Genomic DNA, 15,623 nt, shown 5'->3' on the forward strand with positions numbered 1-15,623 from the left:
ACGCCGCCACCGGTCACAACCCCACCGCCTTGTAGAGCGAGCCCACCTCGTCACGACCAAGGACCCGCAGGCTGCCGGGTCGCTGTTCGCCGAGCGCAACATTGCCGACGTGGGTCCGCACCAGCGAGGCCACCGGGAATCCGACGGCTTCCATCATCCGGCGCACGATCCGGTTTCGCCCTTCGTGCAACGTGATCCGCACCAACGACTGACCCTCGTTGACGTCGAGGACGGCGAACGAATCCACCGCGACCGGCCCGTCGTCGAGTTCCACCCCGTCGCGCAGGCTCCGGCCGAGCGCGCGTGGCACCTCACCGCGAACGGTGGCCAGATAGGTCTTGGGCACCTCGTAGGACGGGTGCATCAGCCGATGGGCGAGCTCACCGTCGTTGGTCAACAACAGCAGGCCCTCGGTCTCGGCGTCGAGGCGACCGACGTGGAACAGACGCTGACCGGACATCACGCGTTCGGCCACGATGTCGCCGACGCAGGGTCTGCCCTGGTCGTCGGACATTGTGGACTGCCAGCCCTTGGGTTTGTTGAGCGCGAGATATTGCCGCGTCTCGTCGATGATGACGCGCGCACCGTCGACCCGGATGACCGCGGTGTCGGGGTTGATCCGCAACCCCTGTTCAGTGACCACCTCGCCGTCGACCTCCACCCGCCCGGCCGCGATCATCTCCTCGGCGCCGCGCCGCGAGGCGACGCCGGCCTGGGCGAGCACCTTCTGCAACCGCACCCCATCGGAGACGTACGTGGCGTGCCCGGCCTCGTCGGCGTCGACCGGCGTCTGATGGCGGGCCGGGCGAGCGTTGTTGAGCCGGATACGCCCGGCGGCGGCATCGGGTTGCGAACCGCCCTTGCGGTGCCGCTTCTTCGGGGTCGGCTTCTGTGCGCCCGACTTCTGCGGTGTCGGCTCCTTCGAACCGGAAGGTTGCCCGGCTCCTCCGGCACGGGTCTGCTTGCCGGCAGCGCGTCGCGCCTGCTTCTTACGGGGATCCGGTGTGCCGTCTCGGCCAGCGGTTGCCATGTGTCAGTCCTGGTTCTCGTCGGTGGTGTCGAGGCCCGGGTCGCCCGTCGGCGTGGTCTCGGGTGCATCGATCTCCTTCGAGTCTGACCGCCCACCGCCCAGTTTGGCGAATCGTGGGTCGGCGGAGATCTCCTCGTCGAGGGCATCGATGATGTCGACGTCGGGCAGCAGTGGCGCCAGATCGGGCAGTTCCTCGAGGGAGGCCAACCCGAGGCGTTCCAGGAACATCTCGGTGGTTCCGTATGTGGTGGCGTTGGTCTGCGGGTCGGTTCCGGTCTCGCTGATCAGTCCGCGGGCCACCAGGGTGCGGACCACACCGTCCACGTTGACGCCGCGGATGGCGCTGACCCGGGCGCGACTCACCGGCTGCCGGTAGGCGATCACCGCGAGGGTCTCGAGTGCGGCGCGGGTGAGCTTCGACCGTGCGCCGTCGAGCAGCAACCGTTCCACATAGGGCGCAAACTCGGCGCGGGTGTAGAAGCGCCACCCTTCGCCGGCGAACCGCAGGTCGATGCCGCTGGCCGCCGCGGTCAGATCCGACGCCATCGCGAGCAGCATCGCGTGCACGCGGGAGCGTTCGGCGTCGACGGCATTGGCGAGTTCGTCGGTGGTCGCCGGAGTGTCGACGACGAGCAGGACGGCCTCGAGTGCGGCCCGCAGCCGGTCGTCGTCGAGCGCCATGCCATCGAGTTCCACCCCGTCGGGCGCGATGTCGTCGGACGCGATGTCGTCGGGCGCGATGTCGGCGTCCACGTCGAGCGCGGTCTGGTGGGGTTCTCCGTGATCGGTCATCCGTAGTCCTCGGCCTTGTCGATTCGCAGCTCGTCGGGGTCGCGTTCACCCGTCCAGGACACCCGGAGCTCTCCGAGTGCCTCGGGTTGTTCAAAGGTGATGGCGCGTTCCCGGAACAGTTCGAGCAGGCCCAGGAAACTGCCCACCACCTCGAGTCCCCCGTCGCAGTCGGCGACGAGTTGCGCAAAGGTGAGCCATGCGCCGTGCGCGTGGGTGAGCAGACCGGTGATCCGCCGTGCCTGCGCCGGCACCGACACCCTCTGCACGTCGTGCAGGTGATCGAGTCCGATGGTCGGCACCGGTCGCGGTGTCATCGCCGCCGCGGCGATCTGGGCGAAACCGGCCACATCAACCCCGAGGGTGACCTCGGGCAACAACTCGGTGAACTGCGGCTCCGGCGATACCGCTCGCGGGTAACGCTGCAGGGCGGCGGCCTCGAGTTCCCCGAACAGGGCCGCCACCTGCTTGTACGCCCGATACTGCAGAAGCCTGGCGAACAGCAGGTCACGGGCCTCGAGCAGCGCGAGATCCTCGGGGTCGTCCACCTCGCCGGTCGGGAGCAGACGGGCGGCTTTCAGGTCGAGCAGGGTGGCGGCGACCACCAGGAACTCCGTCGTCTGCTCGAGCCCCATCTCAGGACCCAGTTCACGCGTGTAGGCGATGAACTCGTCGGTCACCAGATGCAGGGCCACTTCGGTCACATCGAGGCGGTGCTGGCTGATCAGGTTCAGCAGCAGGTCGAACGGGCCCTCGAAGTTGGCCAGTTTGACGCGGAATCCGGTCGACGGCGAGGCCCCGTCGTCCCGGGGGTCGGCTTTGTCGGTGGCGACGAGATCAGCGTCGCCGACATCGATCGCGGCGACATCGCTGGGTGAATCGCCGCTCATGCCTGCTTGACGTTGCGCGCGATCACCTCTCGGGCCAGCGCGCGGTAGGCCTTGGCTCCGGTCGATCGTGGCGCCCATGACGTGATCGGTTCCCCGGCGACACTGGTTTCGGGGAATCGCACCGTCCGCGAGATCACGGTGTCGTAGACGGCATCGCCGAACACCTCGACCACCCGGGCCATCACCTCGCGCGAATGCAGGGTCCGCGCATCGAACATCGTCACCAGGATGCCGCCGAGGGTGAGACGGAAGTTCAGCCGGTCGCGCACCTTGTCGATGGTGTCGGTGAGCAGGGCGAGACCACGAAGACTGAAGTATTCGCACTCCATGGGGATGATCACCGTGTCGGCGCACGCGAGGGCATTCACGGTGAGCAATCCCAGCGACGGCTGACAATCGATGAGTACGACGTCGTAGCGGTCGAGGACGGGATGCAGCACCCGCCCCAGCGCCTGCTCGCGTCCCACCTCGCTGACGAGCTGGATCTCGGCCGCCGAGAGGTCGATGTTGGACGGCAACAGGTCGAGGTTGTCCACTCGGGTGCGCATCAGGACGTCGTCGATCGACGCGTGCGGTGGCACCAGCAGGTTGTAGACGGTCTCCTCGAGCTGATGGTGGGGCACGCCAAGGCCCGCCGACAACGCGCCCTGCGGGTCGAGGTCGACGAGCAGCACGCGTCGCCCGTACTCGGCGAGGGCCGCCCCCAGATTGATGGTGGAGGTGGTCTTGCCGACCCCGCCCTTCTGGTTGCACACCGCGATCACCGTGGCGGGGCCGTGCCGGTCGAGCGGGGTGGGTTCGGGCACGTCGCGATAGGGCCGGCCGGTGGGGCCGATCTCGTCGGGATCGTGCTCGGTGTCGTCGCGGTCGGCCACCGGCGACACCTCGATGCGGTACTGATCGTCGGCATGAGTCGACGGACCGCGCGGTGTGATCGGGCTGCTCACGTCGTCCGCTTCTCCCTCCCCGAGTAGACCGTGTCGTCATCGGTGTCGTGACCTGGGCCGGATTGCCCGACGTCTTGTCCAGCGTAGTGCGTCGTTTCTCTCACCCCGTGGTGCATCGCCGAGAGCGCGCCGCCCGATCGCGTCGCCTGATCGCGTCGGGGAGTCACCGGGCGCGCGGATGGGTGGTGGCATACACCTCGCGCATCGTGTTGACCGTGACGAGCGTGTAGACCTGCGTCGTGGTCACCGACGCATGCCCGAGCAGTTCCTGCACCACCCGCACGTCGGCGCCGCCGTCGAGAAGATGCGTGGCGAAGCTGTGGCGCAGTGTGTGCGGCGACACCGTAGTGGTGATCCCGGCGCGAGACGCCGTGTCGGCGAGTACCTGCCAGGCACCCTGCCGGGTGAGCCTGCCGCCTCGCGCGTTGAGGAACAGCGCGGGCGTCGAGCGGCTCACCAACGCCGGCCTGGCGCGGACGAGGTAGGCGTCGACGGCGGTGGCCGCCGGACCGCCGACCGGGACGAGGCGTTGTTTGCCGCCCTTGCCGCGCAGCAGGACGGTCAGCGCGTCGAGATCGAGGTCGTCGAGGTCGAGGGACGTGGCCTCCGAGATCCGCGCGCCGCAGCTGTAGAGAAGTTCGAGCAGCGCTCGGTCGCGCAACGCCCGCGGATGATCGCCCCGGGCGGCCTCGTCGAGCAGCGACAGCACGTCGTCGACCGAGAGGGCTTTCGGGAGCCTTCGGGCCGGTCGCGGTGGCCGTACCGCGACGGCGACGTCGGTGGCCACGATCCCCTCGGCTGCGGCGAACTTGTGAAAGCCTCGGGTGGCCACGAGGGTTCGTGCCACCGAACTGTCCGCCAGTGGCGCAGCGCCCGAGGCCTCGTCGCCGCGTCGCAGTTCGACGAGGAATTCGCGGACATCGTCCTCGGTGACCTCGGCGAGGCTGTTGATGCCGCGGCTGTGCAGGTACCGCTGATAGCGGTCGAGGTCGCGTCCGTAGGACGCGAGCGTGTTGGCCGCCATGCCACGTTCGACGGTCAGGTGGTCGAGGTAGCGCGAGACGTCGTCGCCGACACGCGCTTTCACCGTGTTCACCCGTTCCGTCGTTCCCAGAGGGCGGTGGGCCGGTCGGGCCAGGGCGCCTCGGGGGTGCGCAGCGTGAGATCCCGGTGTGCCGCGGCGGCGGCGGCGAGGATGCCGGCCACGCTCGTCGCGTTGACGATCTCCCCGTTCATGACCATCGTGAGCGCGTCGCCGAGGCGCACCCATTCCAGCGACATGTCGGCTTCCTCGTCGTGACGCGCTGCCGCAGGCACTTCGTGCAGACCGGTCGCGCGGAACAGTCGCAGTGCCTCGTCGGTGAATCCCGGCGAGAGCACGAGGTCGACGAGGACGTCCCAGTGATCGGCGCGCAGATCTGTCTCCTCGCCGAGTTCGCGTTGCGCCGCTTCCAACGGCGATTCGTCGGATGCCTTGTCGAGCAGTCCCGCGGGAAGTTCGAGCAGACGCCGCCCCACCGGGTGCCGGTACTGCCGCACCATCGCCAGGCGGTCGGCGGAATCGAGCGCCACGATGGCGACCGCGCCGAAATGCTCGACCACCTCGCGCTGGGCCTGGCGACCGCCGGGCATCGTGACGTCGTCGACGCGCAGCGCGAGGATGGCGCCCTCGTAGACGGTGGTGCTCGACCGTACGGTGAATTCGTGCGGTGCGTCGGCGCTCTCCGACGGGCTCAAGCGCCGCGTTCCTCGTCCTCGAACTCGGCGCCGACCGTCACCGGAGGCGGATCGTAGTCGCCGAGGTCAACCGGAAGCCGTTCGGCTGCTTTGTATTTCAACGCGGCATCAATGAACGACCGAAACAGCGGGTGGGGCCGGGTGGGGCGGCTCTTGAGCTCCGGGTGCGCCTGGGTGCCCACCAGGAAGGGATGCACCGACTGCGGATACTCGACGAACTCCACGAGGTGCCCGTCGGGTGAGGTGCCCGAGAACTCCAGTCCGGACGCGGCGATCTTGTCGCGGTAGGTGTTGTTGACCTCGTAGCGGTGACGATGGCGTTCGGACACCTCGGTGGTGCCATACGCCTCCGCGACGACGCTGCCCTCCCGCAGGACGGCCGGGTAGGCCCCGAGTCGCATGGTGCCACCGAGATCGGCCTCACCGGCCACGATCTCGGCCTGGTCGGCCATCGTCGAGATCACCGGATGCGGTGTGTCGGGATCGAATTCGGCGGAACTCGCCCCGTCGAGTCCGGCCGAGCGGGCGGCCTCGATGACGATGCACTGCAGGCCCAGGCACAGACCCAGCAGCGGAATACCGCGGCGGCGCGCATAACGGATCGCACCCACCTTGCCCTCGATGCCGCGGATGCCGAATCCGCCCGGGATGAGCACACCGTCCACATCGCTCAGGGCTGCCTGCGCGCCGGCGTCGGTGGCGCATTCGTCCGACGGCACCCATTTGATCTCGGCACGTGCCCGCCACGCGAATCCGCCCGCACGGATCGCTTCTGTCACCGACAGGTAGGCGTCCGGCAGGTCGACGTACTTGCCCACGAGGGCGATTCGCACGGACTCGCGGGGTTCGTGGACGCGGTTGAGCAGTTCACCCCACTCGGTCCAGTCGACGTCGCGGAACGGCAGCCCCAGCTTGCGCACCACATACGCGTCGAGTTGCTCGCTGTGCAGCACCTTGGGAATGTCGTAGATCGACCGCGCATCGGGGGTGGAGATCACACCGTCGATGTCGACGTCGCACATCAGCGCGATCTTCTTCTTGAGGGCTTCGGGGACGTCGCGGTCGCACCTCAGGATCAGGGCGTCGGGTTGAATACCGACGTTGCGCAGCGCGGCCACCGAGTGCTGGGTGGGCTTGGTCTTGAGCTCGCCCGACGGCGCGAGATACGGCACCAGCGAGACGTGCAGGAAGAACACGTTGTCGCGCCCCACGTCGTGGCGGATCTGCCGCGCGGCCTCGATGAACGGCAACGACTCGATGTCGCCGACGGTGCCGCCGATCTCGGTGATCACCACGTCTGGTGACTCGCCGTCGTCGCCGGGTTCCCGCATCGCGAGCACCCGGGACTTGAGTTCGTCGGTGATGTGCGGGATCACCTGGACGGTCTCCCCCAGGTACTCGCCGCGTCGCTCCTTGGCGATCACCGTCGAATACACCTGTCCGGTGGTCACATTCGCCGACTGCGACAGGTTGCGGTCGAGGAAGCGTTCGTAATGTCCCACATCGAGGTCGGTCTCGGCGCCGTCCTCGGTGACGAACACCTCACCGTGCTGGAACGGATTCATGGTGCCCGGGTCCACATTGAGATAGGGATCGAGCTTTTGCATGGTCACCCGGAGACCGCGAGCGGTGAGCAACTGCCCCAGGCTCGACGCCGTCAATCCCTTACCGAGTGACGACGCGACTCCGCCCGTCACGAAAATATGTTTGGTGCCCGCATGCACGTGGCGCAGTGGTCGCAAAACGCGTGTCTCCCGTCGGCCGGATCAGGTTGCACAACCTTCTCACCTACGGGACTCCAGGGTAACACCCACGGCACCGTCTGGGCGCCGCCACACCGTGCAGGAGCGAATGTCAGGCGGCCGGGCCGCCGCCGGGTGACGGTGCGGGCACGGTGATCGCCTTGGCCCCCGGGCCGGTGCCGTACGCCCCGGTGCGGCCGTCGCTCTCGGCGTTCAGGGCGAGAACCGTGGTGATCTGACCCATCTGTTGGTCGACGTTGTCGACCGTGGACACCGCATCGTTGAGGGAGGGATCGCCGCGGATGACCCCGATGGGCGAACCCTGCGCGGCCGAGCCGCTGCGGCCGACCACCGCCCCGCCCTGCGCGCGAGCGGTCATGGCCGCGGCCAGGCGCGCGACGAGTTGGCCCTGTGCGCCCGAGTCGGCCGGAAATGCGCCGCCGGTGACGAAGACGACGAGATCTGCGGGCCGCACCGTGTTGCCCGCGTAGCCGATGAAGCCTCCGTCGCGCAGCGCCTGCAGTCCGGTGCCGCGGTCGCCGGCCGACACCGATGTCTGGCCGGCACGCTCGAGCAGCAGCGCGCCGAGCAGATCTCCGGCGCGCCCACCGGAATCCACGAGTTCGGCGCGGAGCGAGACACCCGGCGGGATGGTCTGATCGACGATGGTGCCGAGTTGTTCGGCCTTCTGATCGCCGAGGAGTTGCGGGGTGAGGCCCACCTGGCCGCTGACGGTGCCGCCGGCGCCGACAATGAGCTTGCGGATCGCGTCCACATCACCGTCGGAGGCATTCGGCACGGTCACCACCAGCACCGACTGGCCGCGCAACTGATTGGCGACCAGCCTGCCGGCGACAGCGGTGGTGAACCCGTTGGCGGTGCTGAGCTGATCACGAAGCCCATCACGTTCCTTCTCCAGCGCACCGACACGATCACGACTCGTTCCGGTCAACGAGTTCATCTGATCGCCGACGAACCCCGACCCGAGGAACAGTCCCAGCGCCAGTGCCAGGAAGACGGCCGCCAGTGAGATGGCGTGCTGTCGGAGGGAGATCATCGCTTACCTGTTCCAGACCTCGTGCGCCCAGGCGATCAGGTGATTCCACTGCGCGACCACCCAGTCGGCGACCTCGGCGCCCGCGCTGGAGAGCATCACCGCGGCGATCACCGCGATGAGCGCGGCGAGGACCACGAAGGCGACCGCCGCGCCGGAGACGCGGCTGCGGTAGAGCGTCGAGACGGCCTTGGCGTCAACGAGTTTCGGTCCCACCTTCAGCCGGGTGAGGAAGGTCGACGGGTTGCTCTCGCGGCGTGACCGGTCGAAGAAGTCATCGAGGGTCCCCCCGTAACCGACGGTGACGATCAGATCGGCGCCGTGGTAGTCGGTGAGCAGCAACGCGAGGTCGGCGGCCGAGCCCGCGGCGGGAAAAGTGGTGGCGCCGATACCGAGGTCCTCGATGCGTTCGAGGCCCGGTGCGTGGCCGTCGGTGTCGGCGGGCAGCACCACCTGTGCACCGCACTTCACCGTCGAGATCTTCATGTCCTCCGGATCACCGACGATCAGCGCCGGCTTGTAGCCCGCCTTGACGAGGGTGTCGGCACCGGCTCCGACACCGACGAGCACCGGGGAGTACTCCTTGATGAACGGTTTGAGCGCACGCAGATCGCTGCCGCGGTCGGGACCGTCGGCGACGATCACGACGTGCTTGCCGGCCACCGACACGTCGATGTCAGGCATCCCGACGCCGTCGATCAGCAGTGGTGATTCGCTGCGGATGAATTCGATGGTGTTGCCGGAGAACGCTTCGAGGTGATCGACCAACCCGGTTTTCGCGTCGATCATCATGTCGGCGATCTCGTGTTCGGACAGTTCGGTGCCACGCGCGAGACGCCGCTCCCCGATGAACAGTCGGTCGTCGTGGACCCGCAGTTTGGCGCCGTCCTTGACGCGCTTGAACACCTCGGGGCCCACGTCGTCGAGCAGCACGATGCCCGAGGCGACGAGCACCTCCGGACCGAGATTGGGGTAGCGGCCGGTGATGGAGGACGACGCGTTGACCACGGCCACCACGTTGGCCTGCACGAGGGCGTCGGCGGTGACCCGGTCGAGGTCGACCTCGTCGAGGATTGCGATGTCCCCCGGGCCGACCCGGTCGAGGAGACGGCGGGTGTTCTTGTCGATCCTGGCGATACCGGACACGCCAGGCAGTTCGTCGGTGTTACGTGCGAGCAGTGCAGGCATCTTCATGCAGCACATGATTGACGCCCGCGGACGCATCTGCGGGGAGGCGCGCCGCATCATTTGCAACTTTTGTCACACGAGTAACAGCTGTTTCGGGCCCGGAGTCAGCCGTTCTTCTCGTTCTCGGCGGTGCTGAGCAGTTCCTCGGCGTGCGCGCGCCCGGTGTCGGACTCACCGAGTCCGGCCAGCATGCGGGCGAGTTCGGCGACGCGTTGGTCGCGGTCGAGGGCACGCACCGAACTGGTCTGGGCTCGCGCACCCGAGGTCGACGATTTGCCGATCACGAGGTGATTGTCGGCGAAGGCGGCGACCTGGGGCAGATGGGTTACCACGATGACCTGATGGGCCCGCGCGAGATCGGCGAGCCGACGTCCGATCTCGACCGCGGCACGTCCACCCACCCCGGCGTCGACCTCGTCGAACACCATCACCGACCCCGAGGTGGGTTCGGCGAGCACCACCTCCAACGCCAGCATGAGTCGCGAGAGTTCGCCGCCCGACGCCGACTTCGCGATCGGCAGCGGGTCGGCGCCCTTGTGCGCGACCAACGCGAACTCGACGTGGTCGGCACCGTCGGTTCCCGCGTGTACCTCGATGCCGTCGACGGTGATGGCCAGGCGGTCGGCGTCGACCGCGGTCTCCGGCGCGACGGTCACCGAGAGCACCGCGTCACCCATGGCCAGGCCGGCAAGCTCAGCGGATACCTTGGCGGCCATCGATTTCGCCGCCTTACGACGCACCGCGCCCAGGTGATGTGCGGCCGACTCGACCGCGGCACGAGCCGATGCGGCCGCGCTTTCGAGTTCGTCGATCGATCCCTGCGGGTCGTCGATCTCGGCGAGCCGGCGCTCGGCGTCGGCCCGCCAGGCGATCACGCCGTCGATGTCGGGAGCGTATTTGCGCACCAGCGCCTTCAACTCGCCCTGCCGGGTGAGCATCTTGTCGAGTTCGTCGGCGTCGGCGGGCAGACCCGACAGGAATCCCGACAATTCCGCACCGATGTCGGTGACCACGGTGAGCGATTCCGAGACGCGGGTGGCGAGGGTGCGCAGTTCGGCGTCGCCGGCCGATTCCAGCAGACCACGCACCTGCCCCAGTGCGTCGATCACCGATCCGGTGTCACCGGCGATCAGGTCGTGCGAACCGGCCGCGGCGGTGCGAATGGACTCGAGATCGGAGAGTCGGCGAATGCTTTCCGCGAGGTCGGAGTCCTCACCGGGTTGCGGGTCGACGGCACCGATCTCGTCGACACCGAATCGCAGCCGGTCGGCTTCCTGCGCGAGTTCGCGATGGTTGGCACGTCTCGCGTCGAGCTCGTCGCGAATCGAGATCCATTCGTCGCGGGCCGTGCGGTAGCCGCGCAGCGCCTTGGCGGCGCGCTCACCGGCGAACGTGTCGAGCGCGGCACGCTGGTGTTCGGGACGCAGCAGCCGGAGCTGGTCGTTCTGGCCGTGAATGGTGAGCAGTGTGCCGGTGAAGCGGCCCAACACCCCCGCCGGCACCGACCGGCCGCCCAGGTGTGCCCGCGAACGGCCGTCGGCGTTCACCGTGCGTACCGCGATCACGGTGTCGTCGTCGTCGAGTTCGGCGCCACTCGACTCGAGGATCTCGGCGACGTCGTCGGCTGTGTCGCTCATCCGGAAACGGCCCTCGACAACGGCTTTGGCGCTTCCCGACCGGACGCGTGCCGCATCAGCCCGCGCACCGGAGAGCAGCCGCAGGCTGGTGACGATCATCGTCTTGCCCGCGCCCGTCTCGCCGGTGAGCACACTGAATCCGGGTGGGAACTGCGCGGCTGCCGAGTCGATGACGCCGAGCCCGGTGATCGACAGCTCTTCGAGCATGCCTACCCCTGCCTCCCCCGCCAGCCGGTCACCGGCAGTTCGAATTTCGTGACCAGGCGATCGGCGAACGGGTCGGAGTCGATCCGGACCCACAGCACCGACCGTTCGCTGCGCACCACCTCGACGCGAGCCCCCGCCGGCACATCGAGGCGCCGTCTGCCGTCACAGAGTGCGATCGCCGAGCGGCCGTCCTTGTCGACCTCCACCGCGATCCGCGACCGCGGGCTGGTGACCATCGGGCGCGCGAAGAGCGCATGAGCATTGCTCGGCACCACCAGTATGGCCTCGAGGTCGGGCCACATCACGGGCCCGCCGGCCGAGAACGCGTACGCGGTGGAGCCCGTCGGAGTGGACACGAGCACGCCATCGGCGCCGAACGCCGACACCGGGCGCCCATCGACCTCGGTGACCATTTCGAGGACACCGCTGCTGGTGCGGTTGAGAATGGCGACCTCGTTGAGTGCCCACGATTGCTGCGGAGAGTCGGGCCGGGCGGGGTCGAGCACCGTCACGTCGAGTGTCATCCGCGGTTCCACGCGATAGTCGCGGGCGATGAGCTGACGCATCACGTCATCGACCCGATTGGCCTCGGCCTCGGCGAGGAAGCCGATGCGTCCCAGGTTGATTCCGAGGACCGGAACGCCGGCGGGGTAGGCCAGTTCGGCGGCCCGCAGGAAGGTGCCGTCGCCGCCGAGGACGATCACGATCTCGCAGCCGACCGCGGAGTCGGGGTCTCCGGAGGTCACCTCCACCGACGCGCCCAGACCGCGCAGTTCGCTCGGATTGACGGGGTGGTTGGGAGGTCGCGCCCGTCCGTGCTCGGCGTCGTCGCGATCTTGGGGATAGGCCTGCAGCCGGTGAGCCGGATTGTCGGCGTGGATGTCGTGGTCGACGATCCGCAGCCGCACACCGGCCTCGGCGCAGTGCCGCGCGATCGCCACGATGGTGCGAGTGACGATCTCCCGGCCGGTGTGGGCCACGACCAGGAATTCCCGCTGACCCGGGATATCACGGTGACCCGGACGAGCGCCGACGGACTCGTTGACCACGTGTGTCCCTTTCCTACGGTCGCTCACCCCGCGTTCAGCGAGGTCCCTGCGCAACGGCGCTCCGAATCATCTCGGACAGATCGGGTTCGTCGTGCGACGAGTCGACCCGGTTACCGACCCTATCGCCCCCCGGCGGTGGTGACGGATCGGGATGGGCCGACGGATCGGGATGCGACAGGTCAGGGCGGTAGGTGAGCCACAGGAAGTACTCGACGTTTCCCGACGGCCCCGGCAGGGGGCTGGCGACGACGCCGCGGGTTATCAATCCCACCTGCGCGGCGGCCCGGGCGACACCCTCCACGGCCTGCTCACGCAGCTGCGGATCCCGCACCACACCACCGGCACCCACCCGATCCTTGCCGACCTCGAATTGCGGCTTGACCATGGGCAGCAGGTCCGCACCCGGATGCACGCAGGCGACGAAGGCGGGCAGTACCAGCGACAGCGAGATGAACGAGAGGTCGGCGACCACGAGGTCGACGGGTCCACCGATGTCGGCCGCGGTGAGGTGACGCATGTTGGTGCGGTCGTGCACGTGGACGCGGTCGTCGTTCTGCAGACGCCACACCAGCTGGCCGTACCCGACATCCACCGCGACCACCTCACGAGCGCCACGTCGCAACAGGACGTCGGTGAAGCCACCGGTGGACGCGCCGGCGTCCAGGCATCGCCTACCGTCGACGGTCAGTCCGTCCGCGGCGAACGCATCGAGTGCGCCGATGAGTTTGTGCGCTCCACGAGAGGCCCAGTCGTCGCGGGAATCATCGTCGAGGATCAGAAGCGGTGTGTCCTTGCCGACGTTGGTGGCCGGTTTGGTGGCAACCACTCCGTTCACCTTGACCAGTCCGGCGTCCACGAGGTCTCGTGCCTGTTCACGCGACCGGGCCAGGCCCCGGCGTACGAGTTCGGCGTCGAGACGAAGCCGCGCGGCCACTCAGCCCGGCCTCATCGGGGGTCGACCTCGGCCAGTGCCCGGGTCAGCGTGTCGTGGGCGCGTTCGAGTAGTTCGGCCTGTCGGCCCAGAGCCGCCAGATCGAATGAGTCCTCGGTCCGTGCGCGGATCTCGTCCACCTCGGCGAGCAACGCGCCGATCGCCTCGGTGACCGGCAGCGCGGAACCGGCCGGCATGCCCGGCTGTCCTTCGGCGGTGTATTGATCAGGGTCCATGTCGGAGTCCACGCTAGTCCAGCGTCCCGACGCCGAGAGTCTCGAGCAACGACCGGACCGCGTCGTCGTCGCTGGTGATCGTGACCGATGTCGGGTCCACCGCGTCGGAATCCAAGTCTTGTCCGTCGATGAGTCGCCACACCGCATCCGCCAGTGCCGGCAGCAGGCTGGACCGGGCGGAGTCGACGTCACCGGTCGCCGCGACGGTCACCGTGGTCCCCGACGTCGAGACCCGCCACTGCTCCTGCGCTGCCACCCGCACGAGGTCGGCCGCCTCCAGCAGTCCGGTGAGGTCGTCGATCACATAGGTGGGGCGCTGTTCGGGCGGCGCGACCAGCAAGTCCTTGGCGGAGCTGACCCCGGTGAGCACGAGCGCGCTGTCGAGACCGACGGCATGTGCGCCCTGGATGTCGGTGTCGAGACGATCGCCGACGACGAGTGGCGAGGCGACACCGCTGCGCGCGATGGCATCGGACATCAGCGGCGCCGCCGGTTTGCCGGCGACCAGGGGCTGTGCACCGGTCGCGTTCGCGACGGCGGCGACCAGCGAGCCGTTGCCGACCATCTGACCGCGCTCCGAGGGCAGGGTGGCGTCGATGTTGGTCGCGATCCACAGCGCCCCACCGCGGATCGCGAGCGCGGCCTCGGACAGTTGCGCCCACCCGGTGTCGGGCGAGAAACCCTGGATCACGGCCGCGGGCCGGTCGTCGGCGCTGCGGGTGACCCCGATGCCCACTTCGCGGACCTCTTGGGCGAGGCCGTCGGTCCCGAGCACCAGCGCACGCGAACCCGGTGCGAGGTGCTCGGCGAGCAGCCGCGCAGCGCTCTGGGCGCTGGTCACCACCTGCTCGGGTGTCGCGGTGAAGCCCAGTTCGGTGAGATGCGCGGCCACGGCGTCCGGGCGGCGACTCGCGTTGTTCGTGACGAACAACTGAGGAATGTCGAGCGAATCCAGAGTCTCCGCGGCACCGTCGACGGGTCGGTGACCGGAGAACACGGTGCCATCCAGATCGAGTAGTAAAGCCTGATAGCCGGCCGCGAGCGTTGCCGAGGGCGGCGACTGCGGCTTCGACACCTCCCCTACGGCCGCCGCAGCACTCGACGTATCCCCCGCCGATTCCTCGACTGACGATTCTTCAACAGCCGATTCCGTGGCGGCCGATTCTTCAACAGCCGGTGGAGAATCGACCCCGTCCCCGTCGGTTCCGGTGTCACCCTCGTCACCGGCCGAGAGTTCCATCAGTGCGAACTCCGCGTCGGTGGCATCGTCGACATCGGCGGCCGCCGCATTCATGTACCAGGTGACCGCGTCGTCGCGCCGTCCTGCCGCCAGCAGCGCGGACGCGTAGGCGTAGAACAGGCGCGCGGCCGGCGTCCCGGTCCGCGACGGTGACAGATCCTCGGCCTGCAGCGTCACGATCGCCTTTTCCGGCTCACCGAGATCGATCCGGGCGCCCGCCTCGACGATGCGCATCTCGGTGGCTTCCTCACCCGACAACGCCCTGCCATCCTCGCTGCGCGCGATCTCGATGGCACGCTCGGGACGGCCGAGGCCACGTTCGGCGTCGGCGATGAGCGGTAACAGCGCAGTGCCGCCGCTGATCCGACGGGCCGCCCGCAGTTCGGTGAGCGCCTCCTGCCATTCGCCGGCGCTGTAGGCGGCGATGCCCGCGGTCTCGCGCACCAGTCCCACGCGGCCGGCGCGCTCGCGCGCCGCGCGGGCATGGTCGAGCGCAAGGACCGGGTCCTCGTCCAGCAACCGGGTGACCATCACCAGATGACGCGCCACCCGATCGGCGTTCGCCTTGTCGAGCGTCAGCAGGTCACGCCGAACCTGGGGGTCGAGATCGGACGCCGTGACGTCATCGGGGAGCGCGGGCTCTGCGGGCCGCACATTCGAACGCGCTGGGCGCCTACCCGCACCGCGTCCGCGGTCGCGATCATTCATGGATGCCAATCTATGCCCTCCTGACGGTTGAGGCGGCACCGGGACCACGTCCGAAAACGAAATCTGACGCCCTGAGCCGACGCAACGCTGAAAAGAGTGATGAGACAAGAAATGCCCCGCACCGAAGTGCGGGGCATTTCTTTAAATTGTGTTCGGCGGTGTCCTACTCTCCCACACTGGTTAGGGTGCAGTACCATTGGCGCTGGAGGGCTTAGCTTCCGGGTTCGGAATGGGGCCG

Annotated in this window: 14 protein-coding genes and 1 rRNA gene; all 15 read right to left on the reverse strand. The window is 68.4% G+C overall.

The window, feature by feature from the left end; genetic code table 11:
- Positions 1-13: 13 nt before the first annotated feature.
- A complete protein-coding gene (locus ACWDTD_RS15050) occupies positions 14-1,030 on the reverse strand; it encodes a pseudouridine synthase (RefSeq protein WP_449747923.1) in 1,017 nt (338 codons plus the stop codon).
- Between the two features lie 3 nt (positions 1,031-1,033).
- Positions 1,034-1,822: an SMC-Scp complex subunit ScpB gene (scpB, locus tag ACWDTD_RS15055; protein WP_449747924.1), complete on the reverse strand. Its 789-nt coding sequence runs from the start codon at positions 1,820-1,822 to the stop codon at positions 1,034-1,036.
- A complete protein-coding gene (locus ACWDTD_RS15060) occupies positions 1,819-2,709 on the reverse strand; it encodes a segregation and condensation protein A (protein WP_449747925.1) in 891 nt (296 codons plus the stop codon). The genes scpB and ACWDTD_RS15060 overlap by 4 nt, the downstream gene beginning before the upstream one ends.
- Positions 2,706-3,656: a ParA family protein gene (locus ACWDTD_RS15065; protein ID WP_449747926.1), complete on the reverse strand. Its 951-nt coding sequence runs from the start codon at positions 3,654-3,656 to the stop codon at positions 2,706-2,708. The genes ACWDTD_RS15060 and ACWDTD_RS15065 overlap by 4 nt, the downstream gene beginning before the upstream one ends.
- A 163-nt stretch (positions 3,657-3,819) precedes the next feature.
- Complete coding sequence (gene xerD / locus ACWDTD_RS15070) at positions 3,820-4,743, reverse strand: site-specific tyrosine recombinase XerD (protein WP_449747927.1); 924 nt, start codon at positions 4,741-4,743, stop codon at positions 3,820-3,822.
- Positions 4,744-4,748: 5 nt separating this feature from the next.
- The gene (locus tag ACWDTD_RS15075) at positions 4,749-5,393 is read right to left on the reverse strand and encodes an NUDIX domain-containing protein (RefSeq protein ID WP_449747928.1); all 645 of its coding nucleotides are present in this window, start codon (positions 5,391-5,393) and stop codon (positions 4,749-4,751) included.
- Positions 5,390-7,135 carry a CTP synthase gene (locus ACWDTD_RS15080; RefSeq protein ID WP_449747929.1) on the reverse strand — a complete coding sequence of 582 codons (1,746 nt, stop codon included), beginning with the start codon at positions 7,133-7,135 and terminating at the stop codon, positions 5,390-5,392. Before ACWDTD_RS15080 ends, ACWDTD_RS15075 begins: the two co-directional genes overlap by 4 nt.
- 112 nt (positions 7,136-7,247) lie before the next feature.
- Entirely contained in the window at positions 7,248-8,192 is a 945-nt protein-coding gene (locus tag ACWDTD_RS15085; RefSeq protein WP_449747930.1) for a copper transporter, read from the reverse strand.
- Between the two features lie 3 nt (positions 8,193-8,195).
- Positions 8,196-9,383: a putative cytokinetic ring protein SteA gene (gene steA, locus ACWDTD_RS15090; RefSeq protein WP_449747931.1), complete on the reverse strand. Its 1,188-nt coding sequence runs from the start codon at positions 9,381-9,383 to the stop codon at positions 8,196-8,198.
- 98 nt (positions 9,384-9,481) lie between these two features.
- A complete protein-coding gene (gene recN / locus ACWDTD_RS15095) occupies positions 9,482-11,221 on the reverse strand; it encodes a DNA repair protein RecN (protein ID WP_449747932.1) in 1,740 nt (579 codons plus the stop codon).
- A gap of 2 nt (positions 11,222-11,223) precedes the next feature.
- On the reverse strand, positions 11,224-12,270 hold the full coding sequence (locus ACWDTD_RS15100; RefSeq protein WP_449747933.1) for an NAD kinase: 1,047 nt from the start codon (positions 12,268-12,270) through the stop codon (positions 11,224-11,226).
- A 34-nt stretch (positions 12,271-12,304) separates the two neighbouring features.
- Positions 12,305-13,204, reverse strand: a complete 900-nt coding sequence (locus ACWDTD_RS15105) for a TlyA family RNA methyltransferase (RefSeq protein ID WP_449747934.1) — start codon at positions 13,202-13,204, stop codon at positions 12,305-12,307.
- A gap of 11 nt (positions 13,205-13,215) precedes the next feature.
- A complete protein-coding gene (locus tag ACWDTD_RS15110; RefSeq protein ID WP_449747935.1) occupies positions 13,216-13,437 on the reverse strand; it encodes a hypothetical protein in 222 nt (73 codons plus the stop codon).
- A 13-nt stretch (positions 13,438-13,450) separates the two neighbouring features.
- The gene (locus ACWDTD_RS15115) at positions 13,451-15,385 is read right to left on the reverse strand and encodes an HAD-IIA family hydrolase (protein WP_449747936.1); all 1,935 of its coding nucleotides are present in this window, start codon (positions 15,383-15,385) and stop codon (positions 13,451-13,453) included.
- 150 nt (positions 15,386-15,535) lie between these two features.
- Positions 15,536-15,623 (reverse strand): 5S ribosomal RNA (rrf, locus tag ACWDTD_RS15120); the annotation flags it as partial.

Source organism: Gordonia sp. NPDC003425, assembly GCF_053588635.1.